Here is a 14925-nt window from a genome sequence, read left to right on the forward strand (position 1 = left end):
ACGGCAAATTTACGGAGGAAGAGGCCGCGTACGACATGCGTTGTACATGTCTAGCTGGGTTGTGATCCGCTATCAAGCTGACTTCAAAACCCGCTACGAGGCTCTGCGCGAGAGAGGCAAGAGCGCGAAAGTCGCGCTCATTGCCTGCATGCGGATACTGCTTATCAGACTGNTAGCTGGGTTGTGATCCGCTATCAAGCTGACTTCAAAACCCGCTACGAGGCTCTGCGCGAGAGAGGCAAGAGCGCGAAAGTCGCGCTCTTGCCTGCATGCGGATACTGCTTATCAGACTGAATGCCATGCTGCGTGACGGCACCGAATGGAGGTGACGAATGGCATGTTGAAGACAGTTGCTCATTGCCTGCATGCGGATACTGCTTATCAGACTGAATGCCATGCTGCGTGACGGCACCGAATGGAGGTGACGAATGGCATGTTGAAGACAGTTGCTCCCACATCAGCCCCACATTTGGATTGCATTCCAATCAGCGCCCAATAAAAAGCCCCGCATTCGCGGGGCTTTTTGTTTACTTCTTCAGGCCTAGCTTCTTCAGCTCTTCATCACGCAACTCGCGACGCAGGATCTTGCCCACGTTGGTGGTCGGCAGCGCTTCGCGGAACTCGACAGCCTTGGGTACTTTGTAGCCGGTGACATTGGCACGCATATGCTCCATTACCTGTTCCTTGGTCAGGGTCGCGCCCGGCTTGACCACGATGAACAGCTTGATGTGCTCGCCCGACTTCTCGTCCGGCACACCAATGGCCGCGCATTGCAGCACGCCTGGCAGGCTTGCCAGCACGTCTTCCAGCTCGTTGGGGTAGACGTTGAAACCGGAGACCAGAATCATGTCCTTTTTACGGTCGACGATGCGCATGTAGCCATCTGGCTGGATGATCGCGATATCACCGGTCTTCAACCAGCCTTCGCTGTCGAGGACTTCGGCGGTGGCGTCTTCACGCTGCCAGTAGCCTTTCATCACTTGCGGGCCCTTGACACACAGCTCGCCGATTTCGCCCAGGGGCAATTCGACGCCCTCATCCGAGATGACTTTGCACAGGGTCGAAGGCACCGGGATGCCGATAGTGCCGATCTGGATGTTCTGGATCGGGTTGACCGTGGCTACCGGGCTGGTTTCAGTCATGCCGTAGCCTTCACAGATGTTGCAGCCGGTCACGGCTTTCCAACGCTCGGCCGCCGCCAGTTGCAATGCCATGCCACCCGAGAGGGTAACCTTGAGCGCCGAGAAATCCAACTTGCGGAAGCCCTCGTTGTTGCACAGGGCCACAAACAGGGTGTTCAGGCCGACAAAGCCGCTGAACTTCCACTTCGACAACTCCTTGACCATCGCCGGCAGGTCGCGCGGGTTGCTGATCAGGATGTTGTGGTTGCCGATCAGCATCATCGCCATGCAATGAAAGGTGAAGGCATAGATGTGGTACAGCGGCAGCGGTGTGATCAGGATCTCGCAGCCCTCATTGAGGTTGGAGCCCATCAGCGCCTTGCACTGCAGCATGTTGGCCACCAGGTTGCGATGGGTCAGCATCGCACCCTTGGCCACGCCGGTGGTGCCACCGGTGTATTGCAGCACGGCCACGTCTTCGCTGGCAGGGCTGGCGTCGGTGACGGGTTGGCCATGGCCCTTGGCCAGGACGTCGTTGAACTTGATCGCCTGGGGCAAGTGATAGGCCGGGACCATTTTTTTCACGTACTTGATGACGCTGTTGATCAGCAGCCGCTTGAGCGGCGGCAACAGGTCAGCCACTTCGGTGACGATCACGTGCTTGACGCCCGTCTTGGGCACGACTTTTTCTGCCAGGTGCGCCATGTTGGCCAGGCAGACCAGGGCCTTGGCCCCGGAGTCGTTGAACTGGTGTTCCATTTCCCGCGCGGTGTACAGCGGGTTGGTGTTGACCACGATCAGGCCGGCGCGGATAGCCCCGAACACGGCGACCGGGTATTGCAGAAGGTTGGGCAATTGCACGGCGATTCGATCACCGGGCTGCAAGTCGGTATGCTGTTGCAGGTAGGCAGCAAAGGCACCGGACAATTCGTACAACTCACCGTAGGTGATTGTCTTGCCCAGGTTGCTGAAAGCCGGTTTGTCGGCGAAGCGTTGGCAGGACTGTTTCAGTACCGCCTGAATATTTTGATACTCGTCTGGATTGATGTCTGCAGCAATCCCGGCGGGGTACTTATCCTTCCAAAAGTCTTCGATCATGGAAGCCCACTCCTCAGCGACGCGAATTCATTCACCGCATTTGATGCGATTATTATTTGTGTGTGTTTTTTTAGGTGATTCTGGCTGTTTCAAGCAGGCCGAGAGGTCACAAAGCGCGCCGAGAGTAGCAGCTTTGCAAAGGGCCGCCTAGAGCCAAAAGAGGGCCCTACAGTCATAAAAATGACTCAAGAATATCCAATAGTCATTTTTAGAGCAAAGATTCTATAACACCTAAAACAGCTCTATTCCCAGGATGTACGCCGTCAAAATGTGGGAGCGGGCTTGCTCGCGATAGCGGTGGGTCAGGCAATCCATCTGGCACTGACACACTGCTATCGCGAGCAAGCCCGCTCCCACACAAGCCAGCTCCCACATTTGAATCGTATTTCAATTCAGGTCAGGCGATGTCGCGCAGCTCGCGCCGCAGGATCTTGCCCACCGGCGTCATCGGCAGCGAGTCCCGCAACACAATATGTTTGGGCACCTTGTAGCCGGTGAAGTTGGCCTTGCAGTAGCTCTTCAGCTCTTCAAGGCTGACGCCTTCGGCCCGTGCCACCACGAACAGTTTCACCGCCTCGCCGGTACGCTCGTCCGGCACGCCGATCACCGCGCAGTTGGCCACGTTGGGGTGGGCCATCACCACGTCTTCGATCTCGTTGGGGTACACGTTGAAGCCCGAGACGATGATCAGGTCCTTCTTGCGGTCGACAATGCGCACAAACCCATCCGGGTCGATCACCGCAATATCGCCGGTTTTGAGCCAGCCTTCGGCGTCCAGGGTCTCGGCAGTGGCTGCCGGTTGCTGCCAGTAGCCCTTCATGACCTGCGGGCCCTTGATGCACAACTCGCCCCGCTCGCCCAGCGGCAGCTCCTCGCCGGCGTCATCGATGACCTTCATCGCCGTACCCGGCACCGGAATGCCCACGGTGCCCAGGCGCGATTGATCACCGTAGGGGTTGGTGCTGGCCACCGGCGACGTCTCGGTCAGGCCGTAGCCTTCGCCGATGGAACAGCCGGTGACCTGCTTCCAGCGCTCGGCCGTGGCCTTGACCAGGGCGGTGCCGCCGGAGTTGGTGATCTTCAGGTGGGAGAAGTCCAGGGTCTTGAAGTCCGGGTGTTCCATCAGCGCGACAAACAGCGTGTTGAGCCCCAGCAGCCCGGTAAAGCGCCACTTCTTCAGTTCCTTGATAAAGCCGCCGATGTCCCGCGGATTGGTGATCAGCACGTTGTGGTTGCCGGTGACCATCATGCACATGCAGTTCGCGGTGAAGGCATAGATGTGGTACAGCGGCAGCGGCGCGATCATCACCTCCTGCCCTTCCTTGACCAGCGGATGCCCGTCTTCGCGCAGCTGGGACATGCACGCCCGCACCTGCTGCATGTTCGCCACCAGGTTGCCGTGGGTCAGCATCGCGCCCTTGGCCAGGCCGGTGGTGCCGCCGGTGTATTGCAGCACCGCGATATCATCGAGGGTCACCGGATGGCGGGTCACGGAAAGGCCCGCGCCCATGCGCAAGGCGCGCTTGAACGACACCGCCCGGGGCAGGCTGTAGGCCGGGACCATCTTCTTCACCTTGTCGACCACGGTATTGATCAGCCAGCCTTTGGCGGCGGGCATGAAGTCGCCCATTTTCGCTTCGATCAGGTATTCGATCTCGGTGTCGGCCGCCACTTCCTGGACCCTGGAACCGAACAAGTTGAGGTAGACCAGGGCACGAATGCCGGCGTCCTTGAACTGATGGCGCATTTCCCGCGGGGTGTACAGCGGGTTGGTGTTGACCACGATCAGCCCGGCGCGCAAGGCGCCGAACACGGCAATCGGGTAATGCAGGACGTTGGGCATCTGTACCGCAATACGGTCGCCCGGCTTGAGATCGGTGTGGTGTTGCAGGTAGCCGGCGAACGCCGCGCTCTGGCGCTCCAGGTCGGCGTAGGTCAGGGTGATCCCCATGTTGCTGAATGCCGGACGGTCGGCAAAGGCCTTGCAGGAACGCTCGAAGACTTCGATTACTGACTTGTACGCCGACAGGTCCAGCTCGTTGGGAACGCCTGCTGCGCGTTTGTCATTCCAGAAATCAGGTTGCATTATTCTTGTCCTCTACCTGAGTGTGCCCGACCGCTTCCAACAGCAGATGGGAAGCGGAGCTTCGGGGACGTTAGCAGTTATAGCCAAACTGGCAAATACACAAAAACGTGTCATTGATTGTATGAATCTTGTCCCTGAGGCCCGGGGTGATCAAACGCCGGCCTACAGATGAGCTATACACTGCAACGACCCTGAGCAAAGGAAGCGCCATGAACCACACCACTTTCTGGCTGACTGCCAATGACCACAGCCGCCTGTACGTCAACCAGTGGCTACCGGACGGGCCGCCCACGGCGCTGGTGATGCTGGCCCATGGCATGGCCGAGCACAGCGGCCGCTATGTGCGCCTGGCGCAGGCCTTGTGTGACGCCGGCTACGGGGTCTATGCCCCAGACCTGCGCGGCCATGGCCGCACCGCCGATGAAGGCACCCTGGGCCTGTTTGCCGAGCACGATGGCTGGAACAAAGTGGTGGGTGACCTGGCCGCGCTCAACCAGCACATCGGCCAGCAGGCCCCTGGCGTGCCGATCATCCTGCTGGGCCATAGCATGGGCAGCTACATCGCCCAGGCCTATCTGTTGCATCACAGTGCCAGCCTGCACGGGGCGATTCTCAGTGGTTCAAACTTCCAGCCGGTGGCCCTGTACCGCGCCGCCCGCCTGATCGCCCGCGCCGAACGCCTGCGCCAGGGCCTGCGGGGGCGCAGCGCGCTGATCGAATTCCTCTCGTTTGGTTCGTTCAACAAGGCCTTCAAGCCCAACCGTACGGCGTTCGACTGGCTGAGCCGCGACCCGGACGAAGTGGACAAGTACGTCAACGACCCGTTGTGCGGCTTTCGTTGCACCAACCAGCTGTGGATCGACTTGCTCGGTGGCTTGCAGCAAATCAGCAAAGCGTCCAATCTCAAACAGATTGATCCGGGCCTGCCGATTTTGGTGATGGGCGGCGAATGTGATCCGGTCAGCGAGGGCAAGCGTCTGACCCTTCTGGCCAATGCGCTGCGGGAGGCCGGCAGCCAGAACCTGCAATTGAATATTTACCCGCAGGCGCGCCACGAACTCTTCAATGAAACCAACCGCGACGCGGTCACCGCCGATGTACTGACCTGGATGGCACAGGCCGTGAACCATCACCGGCCGGCGCGCTGCGAGTAAACGCTTAACCATTTCGTTTAAAATCAACGAATCATGTTTATCGATTAGCCACAGGATGCAGGATTAGATGACCCAGGTTACCAACACTCCGTACGAAGCCCTTGAAGTCGGCCAGAAAGCCACCTACAGCAAAACCGTGGAAGAGCGCGATATCCAGTTGTTCGCAGCCATGTCCGGCGACCATAACCCGGTGCACCTGGATGCCGAATTCGCCAAGGCCACCATGTTCAAGGAGCGTATCGCCCACGGCATGTTCAGCGGCGCCTTGATCAGCGCGGCAGTCGCCTGTGAGTTGCCTGGGCCGGGCACCATCTATATCGGCCAGCAGATGAGCTTCCAGAAGCCGGTGAAAATCGGTGACACCCTGACCGTACGTCTGGAAATTCTCGAGAAGCTGCCCAAATTCCGCGTGCGGATTGCCACCCAGGTGTTCAACCAGCGTGATGAGTTGGTGGTGGATGGCGAAGCGGAGATCCTGGCGCCACGCAAGCAGCAGGTGGTGACTTTGACCCAGTTGCCGGCGATCAGCATCGGCTGATCAGGCATGTGAAATAAAAATGTGGGAGCAAGCCAGCTCCCACAGTGATTTATGGTGTATTCAAAATCGTCCTGCCGACGAGATCCCCTGTGGGAGCGGGCTTGCCCGCGATGGCGTCATGTCAGTCGGTATATCTGTCGACTGACACTCCGCTATCGCGGGCAAGCCCGCTCCCACATGTGTTACTGGGCGCGAGCCTGGTTACGCAGGGCTTTCACCTGGTCATGGTTGCGCTGCGCACCGTGGTACTGACGCTCAACCAGGTCACGAATACCCACCAGGTTGTGTTTGTTGATTTTCTCGAGGGCTTCCTTGTAAGCCTTCAGTGCGTGGTCTTCACCGCGCTCGGCTTCATTGAGGACGGCCTCTTCGTCCTTACCGGTGACCAGCGACTTCACATCGACCCAGCCACGGTGCAGTGCGCCGGCAACACTGCCGGAATCTTCCGGGTCACCACCCAAGGCACGCACGGCCGTCTGCAGTTCAGCAGCCGCAGACGCGCAGTCTGCCGAACGCTTGGTGAACAGCGCCTTGAGCTCTGGATGCTTGATGTCTTCTGCGCAGGTCTTGAAGCCTTCCTGGCCGTCTTTACTGGTTTCGATCAGGTCATTGAGTACGGAGATCGATTCTTTGTTGATATCAGTCATTGTTCAATTCCTTCGCGGGTTTAGAAACGTATTGGGGTAGTTGCAGTGCCCGTGCCAGGTCTTGAATCAAGTTTTAATACTTAAATTTCAATAACTTATAAAAATACCAAACATCTGTATCCGCTTTATTTGCATGATCTGTCATTTGGCCTTCATGCAGAATGCCTGTATTTTCCAAGGCATCCTCCTGATTGCCTGAAGCCCGTATGAACCCCGAAAAACTCGAACTGCTGATCACCCGCCAAATGCCGTTCGGCAAGTACAAGGGCCGGATCATTGCCGACCTGCCCGGCCCGTACCTGAACTGGTTTGCCCGCGAAGGCTTCCCCCACGGCGAGCTGGGTGGCCTGCTGGCCTTGATGCAGGAAATCGACCACAACGGCCTGTCCGAACTGCTCGAACCGCTGCGCGCCAAACACGGCAAGCCCGCCCCGCGCCACTAATCGAGCCCGACCATGCCCACTACCCGCGACGAAGCCTATTGGCAGGCCATTGCCCAGCGCTATGACCTTGAACCCGGCCCCATCAACCTGGAGAACGGCTATTTCGGCCGCATGAGCCGAACCGTGCTGGCGCAGTATCAGGAGCACGCGGCCTTTATCAACCGCAGCAACTCCGTGCACGTGCGCCAGCGCTTCGAGCAAGGGCAAAACATCGAGATTCGCCGGCATCTGGCCGAACTGATCAACGCCGACCCCGAGGCGGTGGCCTTCACCCGTAATGCCACCGAAGCCTTGCAGTCACTGATCCGCAACTACAACCGCCTGCAGCCGGGCGACCAGGTACTGATCAGCGACCTGGAATACGACACGGTCAAAAGTGCCATGCGCTGGCTGGCCAGCTACCGAGGGGTGGAGGTGATAGAAGTGTCCCACGCCCACCCGGCCAGTTTCGACAGCCTGGTGCAGACCTATCGCGACACCTTCAGCCGCTGTCCGCGCCTGAAGCTGATGGCGCTGACCTATGTCACCCACCGCACCGGCCTGGTCATGCCGGTCGAGGCCATTGCCCAGGCTGCACGGGAGCAGGGTGTCGATGTGATCCTCGATGGCGCCCATGCGCTGGGCCAGATCGACTTCGACCTGGCCCGGCTGGGCATCTCGTTTGCCGGCTTCAACCTGCACAAGTGGATCGGTGCGCCCCTGACCCTGGGCTTTCTCTATATAGCCCCGCAGCGGCTGGCAGACATTGACCCGGACATGGGCGAGTTCCACTACCCGCTCACCGATGTGCGGGCCCGTACACCCTACAGCACACCGAACTTTCCGGCGCTGATGACGTTGCCGCTGGTGCTCGAAGAGCACCGGGCCCTGGGTGGCGCGCAGGCCAAGGGGGCGCGGGTGAATTACCTGCGTGATCTTTGGGTGAGCCAGGTGCGGCCACTGCCGGGCGTCGAAGTGCTGACCTCGGATGATCCACGACTGTATTGCGGGATCACCGCGTTCAAATTCAGTGGGCGCGATCAGCAGGTGATGGCGGATCGATTGCTTGATGAGTACAACCTGTTTACTACCCTGCGCAGTGGGGCGGCGTTTGGCAGCTGCATTCGAGTGACGCCGGGGTTGGTGACGTCGGCGACGGACATCAGCGTGCTGGTCAACGCAATTACCCAACTGAACACGGATTAAAATGTGGGAGCAGGCAAGCCAGCTCCCACACAAGCCACCTACATTTGGATTGCGGTGATATTTCGCTTTTCTATAGGCAAAAAAAACGGCGCACCGACCAAGTGCACCGTAAACATGCCGTGAAGCACAGCAACAACGATTCGGTAAATCAGATCAATCCAGCAGCGCCAGCGCCTGGGCGGTGACGTCCTGGATGCGCGCCCAGTCGCCGTTCTTGATCCACTCGGGGTCAAGCATCCAGCTACCGCCCACGCACATCACGTTTTTCAACGCCATGTAGTGTTTGATGTTGGCCGGGCCAACGCCACCAGTGGGGCAGAATTTCACTTCGCCAAACGGGCCACCCAGGGCCTTGATGGCCGCCACGCCGCCGCTGACTTCCGCCGGGAACAGCTTGAAGCGGCGATAGCCCAGGCCATAGCCTTCCATGATGCCGGAGGCATTGCTGATGCCAGGCAACAGCGGGATCGGGCTGTCGACACTGGCTTGAAGCAGGTCGCGGGTAATGCCCGGGGTGACGATAAACTGCGAACCCGCCGCCTCGGCAGCCGCCAGCATGGTGCGATCAAGCACCGTGCCTGCACCGGTGACCAGCTCCGGGCGCTGCTCACGCAAGACCTGGATGGCCTTGAGACCGAACGGCGAACGCAGGGTCACCTCCAACGCGGTCAAGCCCCCCGCCGCCAAGGCATCGGCCAGGGGCAGAATGTCCTGTTCGCGGGCAATGGTGATCACCGGCAGGATCCGCGCCTTGGCGCAGAGGCTGTCGATCAGGGCAACTTTATCCGCCATGGACACGGTCGGGTGAGGGCTTTTCATAGCGGCTGATCCTTGGCTCATGGGCACCAGTAAATCTCTAGAGTAGGTTGCAAAAACGCGCGAATCGGCATGCCGGCAACATCGTCGCCAGCCAGCGCTTCGCTCAGGGTGTGGAGTTTTGAATCGCCGGCAATCGACAACACGGTGTAGCGGGCACTGGCCAACAGCGCACGGCTCATGGTCAGGCGCTGATGGGGCACGCTGGGCGCCAGCATCGGCCAGCAACGGCGGGTGCCATCGGGCTGCAGCGCTTGGGCCAGGTTCGGGCTGTTGGGGAACAGCGATGCGGTGTGCCCGTCATCGCCCATGCCCAACACCAGCACATCGATCGCCGGCAGTTCGGCCAACAGGCGATCCGCCTGCTCGGCAGCACCGTCCAGGTTCGCGGCGGCACTGTAGAGGCTCAAGAATCTGGCCTTGGCCGCCGGGCCTTGCAGCAGGTATTTCTTCAACAGGCCGGCGTTGCTGTCGGCATGCTCCACCGGCACCCAGCGCTCGTCGGCCAGGGTGATGGTGACCTTGGACCAGTCCAGGCCCTGCCTGGCCAGGTTCTGGAAAAACGCCACGGGGCTGCGGCCACCGGACACCACCAGGGTCGCCTCGCCACGGGCACTGATGGCCGCGCGCAGTTGTTCGGCCACGTCGTTGGCCAAGCCTTCGGCCAGCAGTACCGGCGTGCGGTACTCATGGGGTGTTACACCCTGGGGCAGTTTCAAATCAGATATCGCCATACCACGACCTCCCATCCCGCGTGATCAGTGCAATGGAGCTCATCGGCCCCCAGGAACCCGCCGCGTACGGCTTGGGTGCATCGCCGGACTTCTTCCACCCGGCAATCAACTGGTCACACCACTTCCACGCGGCTTCGATTTCATCTTTACGGACAAACAGGTTCTGATTGCCGCGCATCACTTCCAGCAACAACCGCTCGTAGGCATCGGGAATCCGCGCGCTACGGTAGGTGTCGGAAAAATTCAGTTGCAGTGGCCCGCTACGCAGTTGCATGCCTTTGTCCAGCCCCTGCTCCTTGGTCATCACGCGCAAGGAAATACCTTCGTCCGGTTGCAGGCGGATGATCAGCTTGTTGCTGATCTGCAGGCGCTGCTCGGGGGCGAAGATATAGTGGGACGGTTCCTTGAAATGGATGACGATCTGCGACAGCTTTTGCGGCATGCGCTTGCCGGTGCGCAAATAGAACGGCACCCCGGCCCAACGCCAGTTGCGGATATCGGCCCGCAGGGCGACGAAGGTTTCGGTGTCGCTCTGGGTGTTGGAGTTGTCTTCTTCCAGGTAACCCGGCACCGGCTTGCCGGCGCTGTAGCCAGCAATGTACTGGCCACGCACCACCTGGGTGGTCAGGCCTTCCGGGCTGATCGGCGCCAGGGCCCTGAGCACCTTGACCTTCTCGTCGCGGATGCTGTCGGCGGACAGGTCGGCCGGCGGGTCCATGGCGATCAGGCACAGCAGCTGCAACAGGTGATTCTGGATCATGTCCCGCAGTTGCCCGGCCTTGTCGAAATAACCCCAGCGGCCTTCGATCCCCACCTGCTCGGCCACGGTGATTTCCACGTGGGAGATGTAGTGCTGGTTCCACTGGGTTTCAAACAGGCTGTTGGCAAAGCGCAGGGCGATCAGGTTCTGCACCGTCTCCTTGCCCAGGTAGTGGTCGATGCGGTAGGTGCGGTTTTCCGGGAAAAACCGGGCCACGGCGTCGTTGACCTTGCGCGAGGACTCCAGGTCCGAGCCGATGGGTTTTTCCAGGACCACCCGGGTGTTTTCCGCCAGGCCGACCTTGGACAGTTTCTCGCAAATCGCGCCATACACCGCCGCCGGGGTGGCGAAGTAGGCGATCAGGCGTTGTTCGGTGCCGGCCTTGGCGGCCAGGGCCACATAGTCATCGGCCTTCATGAAATCGACATGCACATAGGCCAGGCGCGCCAGGAAGCGCTCCGCCACGGCTTCATCCAGTTCCTGGCCGACGTATTTGCGCAGTTCGTGTTCGATGTGGTCCAGGTGCTGCTGCTCGGAGCCGGCTTCGCGGGCCAGGGCCAGGATGCGCGTGTCGACGTGCAAGAGCCCGGCGCCATCGAGTTGGTAGAGGGCAGGAAATAACTTGCGCAGCGCCAGATCACCCAAGGCGCCAAACAGGGCAAAGGTGCAGGGTTCCACGGTTATCGAAGGCATGATGTTTGTTCTTTTATCAAGTTAAGCTACAAATACCTTTTTTCAAGGCATCACTCAAGGAAAAATGTAGTAATAACCACAACATTTTCCCAAAATACGCATTGCGAGTGGTGGTGTTCAACTACCCTCAGTAGGATAGGCCACCGCCAAGGGCCGCTCGCCGACCTTTTACTGGCTTTTACTTGCATCGTCGCCCGAAGGAAAGACTGAATGGACCGCGTGCGAAATCTTCTGGAACAGATCCGGAACCGCCTCGAAGAATTGAACAAGGCCGAGAAAAAAGTCGCCGAGGTCATCCTGCTCAACCCGCAGCAGGCGACCCGCTTCTCGATCGCCGCCCTCGCCCAGGCCGCCTCGGTCAGTGAACCGACGGTCAACCGTTTCTGCCGTTCGTTCGGCGTCAGCGGTTACCCTGAACTGAAATTGCAACTGGCGCAAAGCCTGGCCAGTGGCGCCGCTTATGTCAGCCGCGCCGTGGAGGCCGATGATAACCCCGAGGCCTACACGCAAAAGATTTTTGGCAGCGCCATCGCCTCCCTGGACAGCGCCTGCCAGGCCCTGGACCCGGCCCTTATCAGCAAGGCCGTGGACCTGTTGATCCAGGCGCGGCAGATCCACTTCTTTGGCCTTGGCGCCTCGGCCCCGGTGGCCATGGATGCCTTGCACAAGTTCTTCCGCTTCAACCTGTCGGTCACGGCCCATGCCGATGTGCTGATGCAGCGCATGATCGCCTCGGTGGCGCATACCGGCGAGCTGTTCGTGATCATTTCCTACACCGGCCGCACCCGCGAACTGGTGGAAGTGGCGCGCATCGCCCGGGAAAACGGCGCCTCGGTGCTGGGTGTGACCGCCGAAAACTCGCCACTGGCCAAGGTCAGCACGGTGAGCCTGAACATCCCGCTGCCGGAAGACACCGACATCTATATGCCGATGACCTCGCGGATCATTCAGTTGACGGTGCTGGATGTGCTGGCGACCGGCATGACCTTGCGCCGTGGTGTGGATTTCCAGCCGCACTTGCGCAAGATCAAGGAGAGCTTGAATGACAGCCGGTATCCGGTGGGCGATGAGTTCAACTAAAGCTGGAATCGCCCCCAGCAGGGCCGGCCCTATCGCAGGCAAGCCAGTTCCCACAAGCTGACCGAGCTCTACCTTGTGGGAGCGGGCTTGCCCGCGATGAGGCCCTGGACAACACCACTAAACCCCCGCCCGGGCCTGCAAACTCAAATACGCCCGCTCCCCCGGCGCCAGGCTGGCCCCGGCCATGGCCGACTCAACACACACAAACCCCGCCGCCTCGTTGAAGCTCACCCCCAGCAACGGCCGGCTCCCCGGGTGCCAGACCACCGTATCAGCACTGTCGCCGGTATCAATGCACAGTTCGCGCTGCCAGGCGTGGTCCTTGAGCTGCAATTCGCCCTCATGCTGGAACACGCGCTGGCAGCCGCCATCGACACGCAGTTCACCTTCCTGCTGGCAAACCTGGCGACTCAACTGGTCGTAACCCTGCGCCCCATCGAGCCCAGACAGCGCTATCTCACCCACGTTGCCAATCCGCCAGTAGGCGTGCAAAGCATGGCTCAATTGGCACGGCAGCTCATCCTGATGCTCGGTGCTCAAGCGCAGTTCGAGGGTTTCGCCCAAGTGTGCGTGCAAGTCCACCTGCCAGTCGCACAGTTGCAATTGCCAGTGCAGGCGCACGCCGTCATCGGCGGTGCTGCTGCCCAGCAGCTTCCAGTCAATCAAGCGCGCCCAACCATGGGACGGCCAGGCGTTTTCGCTGGGATGGCGGCCATACCACGGCCAGCATACGGGCACGCCGCCACGGATCGCCCCGACTTGCGGCCACCTGGCCGCGCACCACAACCAGGGTTTCTGGCCACGGGGCTGAAAATGCAGTAACTGCGCGCCCTGGCGACTGAACACCGCCTGGCACAGCGGGTGGTCGATCACCAATACGTCGCGCATCTGGAAGCGCTCCCAGGCAAACACCGGTCGCTCGCGCAGGGATTTGAAAAAGCGTTGCAGCGGTTGCTCATGCATGTGCCACGGTCCTGAATATCTTTACAGCGCAACCCAAAAAAAAGCGGATAGCCATGGCTACCCGCAAATGCGCACAGAGAGAAGGAGCTTATCGCAACAGCCTTAGAACACCGACTGAATTTTCAGGCCGGCCACCAGCGCGTTATCGACTTTATCCACGCCGCCCGGTTGCACGACGTATTGCAGGTTGGGACGCACGGTCAACCAGTTGGTGACGTGGAAGCCGTAGTTGATTTCAAAGTTGTACTCGGTTTCGCGGATCGGCGAGAACAACGCGTTGTCGTAGTCGCTCACGCCATTGGCAATGTTGCGCAGCTCGGCGTTTTTCTTCACGTCTTCGTTGACGTGCAGGCGAGCGGCACCAATGCCCACGTCATCTTTTGGACGCGCGTTGAATGGGCCTTTGTACACCAACATGATCGACTGGTAGTTATCGACGGTGTTGGTCTCTTTGTCGTGGAACGTGGCATTGGCGGCAATGTTCAGGCCACGGGAAGCGTCGCCGTTATGGGTGGTGAGTTGTTGCTGGGCAACGAACCAGTAGCCCTTCTTGCTGCTGCGGGTACGGTAGTCGGCGCCAGTGGTGGCCGCGTCATTGCCGTTGACGTCTTCACGCACATCGGGAGCATCGGCTGCGCTCTTGTAGTAGCCCACACGGTATTCGCCCGGCAGGTTATTGACCTTCGGCGACCAGACCAACTCCACCGGGATCACGGTGCCCTTGGTGCCACTGCCGCTGAGCTTGAAGCCGTTGCCGTGCTCCAGCTGCGAGGGGTTCTGGTTGTACGCGCCGATCTGCGCATACAGTTCCGGTGTGATGTGGTACTTCACGCGGATCGCGGCCTGGCTGACCGGCCAGTTGTACCAGGTGTTGACGTAGTTACCCACCTGGGAGCCACAGAACGACAGGTTCTGGAAGTCGCACGGGAAGGTGTTGAAGTCTTCGCCTTCACCGAAGTAACCGAGTTTCACATCCAGCTTGTTGTCGAACATCTGGTGCTGGATCCAGAACTGGGTCAGGCGCACCATATGGCCACGGCCGTACACTTCCTGAGACGAACTCAGGGTGCCAGCACGCGGGTCGCCGATACGGTCATTGGAAATGTTGCGGCCATTACGGCTGGTCATCTGGATCTTGGCCTGGGTGTTGTCCCAGCCCCAGAGCTTTTGCAGGTCCAGCGCAACGCCCAGACCGAACTGGTCGGCGTAACGCCCGGTCTTGTCATCGTTGTAGCCGCCACGGGCGTTGTAACCCGCTTCCCCCACGTAGTCGGCCTTGATGTCGATACCCTGCTCGATCAGCTTGGTCCGCTCGCCGCCCCAGTCGCCGGTCATCCACTTGGAATCGGCACTGAAGGCTTCGTCCGCCATCGCATTGGCAGACAAAACCAGCGCTGCCACTGCTGACAACTGGCAGATCAAGCGAGTGTTGTTGTGTTGCTTTTTCATCCCTACATCCTCGTCTTTATTGTTATTAACTGTTTTTATCTAACGCGGTTTACATCTAGTTGCGAAACACCAACATCGAATGTGGGAGCGGGCTTGTTCGCGATAGCCTCACTGCGGTGTGCCTGGTAGACCGCGTCGCCTGTATCGCGGGCAAGCCC

The 14925-nt window shown here is 59.9% G+C and carries 13 protein-coding genes and 2 pseudogenes; 7 read left to right on the forward strand and 8 right to left on the reverse strand.

Going from position 1 to position 14925, the window contains the following annotated elements:
- Together AO268_RS33990 and AO268_RS33140 are read left to right on the forward strand one after the other, a co-directional pair.
- Positions 1–187: pseudogene (locus AO268_RS33990) on the forward strand (IS110 family transposase); the annotation flags it as partial.
- An 8-nt stretch (positions 188–195) separates the two neighbouring features.
- A pseudogene (locus tag AO268_RS33140) lies at positions 196–329 on the forward strand (IS110 family transposase); the annotation flags it as partial.
- A 198-nt stretch (positions 330–527) separates the two neighbouring features.
- Here AO268_RS33140 and fadD1 read toward each other — a convergent pair.
- Both fadD1 and fadD2 read right to left on the reverse strand, forming a co-directional pair.
- Positions 528–2219: a long-chain-fatty-acid--CoA ligase FadD1 gene (fadD1, locus tag AO268_RS11750; protein ID WP_099168789.1), complete on the reverse strand. Its 1692-nt coding sequence runs from the start codon at positions 2217–2219 to the stop codon at positions 528–530.
- Positions 2220–2616: 397 nt separating this feature from the next.
- Complete coding sequence (gene fadD2, locus AO268_RS11755; protein WP_076962945.1) at positions 2617–4305, reverse strand: long-chain-fatty-acid--CoA ligase FadD2; 1689 nt, start codon at positions 4303–4305, stop codon at positions 2617–2619.
- 209 nt (positions 4306–4514) lie between these two features.
- Between fadD2 and AO268_RS11760 the strand changes: the two genes are divergently transcribed.
- Together AO268_RS11760 and AO268_RS11765 are read left to right on the forward strand one after the other, a co-directional pair.
- The gene (locus AO268_RS11760; RefSeq protein ID WP_099168790.1) at positions 4515–5459 is read left to right on the forward strand and encodes an alpha/beta hydrolase; all 945 of its coding nucleotides are present in this window, start codon (positions 4515–4517) and stop codon (positions 5457–5459) included.
- Between the two features lie 67 nt (positions 5460–5526).
- Entirely contained in the window at positions 5527–5997 is a 471-nt protein-coding gene (locus AO268_RS11765) for a MaoC family dehydratase (RefSeq protein WP_029296435.1), read from the forward strand.
- Between the two features lie 182 nt (positions 5998–6179).
- Here AO268_RS11765 and AO268_RS11775 read toward each other — a convergent pair whose 3' ends face one another.
- A complete protein-coding gene (locus AO268_RS11775) occupies positions 6180–6644 on the reverse strand; it encodes a ferritin-like domain-containing protein (RefSeq protein WP_099168791.1) in 465 nt (154 codons plus the stop codon).
- A gap of 206 nt (positions 6645–6850) precedes the next feature.
- On the opposite strand from AO268_RS11775, the gene AO268_RS11780 reads away from it, so the two are divergent.
- The gene (locus tag AO268_RS11780) at positions 6851–7087 is read left to right on the forward strand and encodes a DUF3820 family protein (protein ID WP_008056784.1); all 237 of its coding nucleotides are present in this window, start codon (positions 6851–6853) and stop codon (positions 7085–7087) included.
- Positions 7088–7099: 12 nt separating this feature from the next.
- On the forward strand, positions 7100–8272 hold the full coding sequence (locus AO268_RS11785) for an aminotransferase class V-fold PLP-dependent enzyme (protein ID WP_076962949.1): 1173 nt from the start codon (positions 7100–7102) through the stop codon (positions 8270–8272).
- 153 nt (positions 8273–8425) lie between these two features.
- Here AO268_RS11785 and AO268_RS11790 read toward each other — a convergent pair whose 3' ends face one another.
- Genes AO268_RS11790 through zwf form a run of 3 tightly spaced genes read right to left on the reverse strand, consistent with a single transcriptional unit; the run spans position 8426 to position 11275 of the window.
- Entirely contained in the window at positions 8426–9091 is a 666-nt protein-coding gene (locus AO268_RS11790) for a bifunctional 4-hydroxy-2-oxoglutarate aldolase/2-dehydro-3-deoxy-phosphogluconate aldolase (RefSeq protein WP_076962950.1), read from the reverse strand.
- A gap of 17 nt (positions 9092–9108) precedes the next feature.
- On the reverse strand, positions 9109–9822 hold the full coding sequence (gene pgl, locus AO268_RS11795) for a 6-phosphogluconolactonase (RefSeq protein ID WP_076962951.1): 714 nt from the start codon (positions 9820–9822) through the stop codon (positions 9109–9111).
- The gene (zwf, locus tag AO268_RS11800; protein WP_099168792.1) at positions 9809–11275 is read right to left on the reverse strand and encodes a glucose-6-phosphate dehydrogenase; all 1467 of its coding nucleotides are present in this window, start codon (positions 11273–11275) and stop codon (positions 9809–9811) included. Before zwf ends, pgl begins: the two co-directional genes overlap by 14 nt.
- Before the next feature lie 219 nt (positions 11276–11494).
- Here zwf and AO268_RS11805 point away from each other — a divergent pair, with 219 nt between their 5' ends.
- Positions 11495–12355: a MurR/RpiR family transcriptional regulator gene (locus AO268_RS11805; RefSeq protein ID WP_169866643.1), complete on the forward strand. Its 861-nt coding sequence runs from the start codon at positions 11495–11497 to the stop codon at positions 12353–12355.
- Positions 12356–12472: 117 nt separating this feature from the next.
- Here AO268_RS11805 and AO268_RS11810 read toward each other — a convergent pair whose 3' ends face one another.
- Both AO268_RS11810 and AO268_RS11815 read right to left on the reverse strand, forming a co-directional pair.
- Positions 12473–13318, reverse strand: coding sequence for a D-hexose-6-phosphate mutarotase (locus AO268_RS11810; RefSeq protein ID WP_076962953.1), 846 nt, complete (start codon positions 13316–13318; stop codon positions 12473–12475).
- A gap of 102 nt (positions 13319–13420) precedes the next feature.
- Positions 13421–14767 carry a carbohydrate porin gene (locus tag AO268_RS11815; RefSeq protein WP_099168793.1) on the reverse strand — a complete coding sequence of 449 codons (1347 nt, stop codon included), beginning with the start codon at positions 14765–14767 and terminating at the stop codon, positions 13421–13423.
- Positions 14768–14925: the final 158 nt, after the last annotated feature.

This window comes from Pseudomonas sp. ICMP 8385 (assembly GCF_002699915.1).
Lineage (GTDB): Bacteria > Pseudomonadota > Gammaproteobacteria > Pseudomonadales > Pseudomonadaceae > Aquipseudomonas > Aquipseudomonas gessardii.

Excerpts from the sequence above, each read along its gene's own strand:
- fadD1 (WP_099168789.1), bottom strand. The coding sequence starts at position 2,219 with ATGATCGAAGACTTTTGGAAGGATAAGTACCCCGCCGGGATTGCTGCA.
- AO268_RS11775 (WP_099168791.1), bottom strand. The coding sequence starts at position 6,644 with ATGACTGATATCAACAAAGAATCGATCTCCGTACTCAATGACCTGATC.
- fadD2 (WP_076962945.1), bottom strand. The coding sequence starts at position 4,305 with ATGCAACCTGATTTCTGGAATGACAAACGCGCAGCAGGCGTTCCCAAC.
- AO268_RS11790 (WP_076962950.1), bottom strand. The coding sequence starts at position 9,091 with ATGAAAAGCCCTCACCCGACCGTGTCCATGGCGGATAAAGTTGCCCTG.
- AO268_RS11780 (WP_008056784.1), top strand. The coding sequence starts at position 6,851 with ATGAACCCCGAAAAACTCGAACTGCTGATCACCCGCCAAATGCCGTTC.
- AO268_RS11810 (WP_076962953.1), bottom strand. The coding sequence starts at position 13,318 with ATGCATGAGCAACCGCTGCAACGCTTTTTCAAATCCCTGCGCGAGCGA.
- pgl (WP_076962951.1), bottom strand. The coding sequence starts at position 9,822 with ATGGCGATATCTGATTTGAAACTGCCCCAGGGTGTAACACCCCATGAG.
- AO268_RS11765 (WP_029296435.1), top strand. The coding sequence starts at position 5,527 with ATGACCCAGGTTACCAACACTCCGTACGAAGCCCTTGAAGTCGGCCAG.
- AO268_RS11760 (WP_099168790.1), top strand. The coding sequence starts at position 4,515 with ATGAACCACACCACTTTCTGGCTGACTGCCAATGACCACAGCCGCCTG.
- zwf (WP_099168792.1), bottom strand. The coding sequence starts at position 11,275 with ATGCCTTCGATAACCGTGGAACCCTGCACCTTTGCCCTGTTTGGCGCC.
- AO268_RS11785 (WP_076962949.1), top strand. The coding sequence starts at position 7,100 with ATGCCCACTACCCGCGACGAAGCCTATTGGCAGGCCATTGCCCAGCGC.
- AO268_RS11815 (WP_099168793.1), bottom strand. The coding sequence starts at position 14,767 with ATGAAAAAGCAACACAACAACACTCGCTTGATCTGCCAGTTGTCAGCA.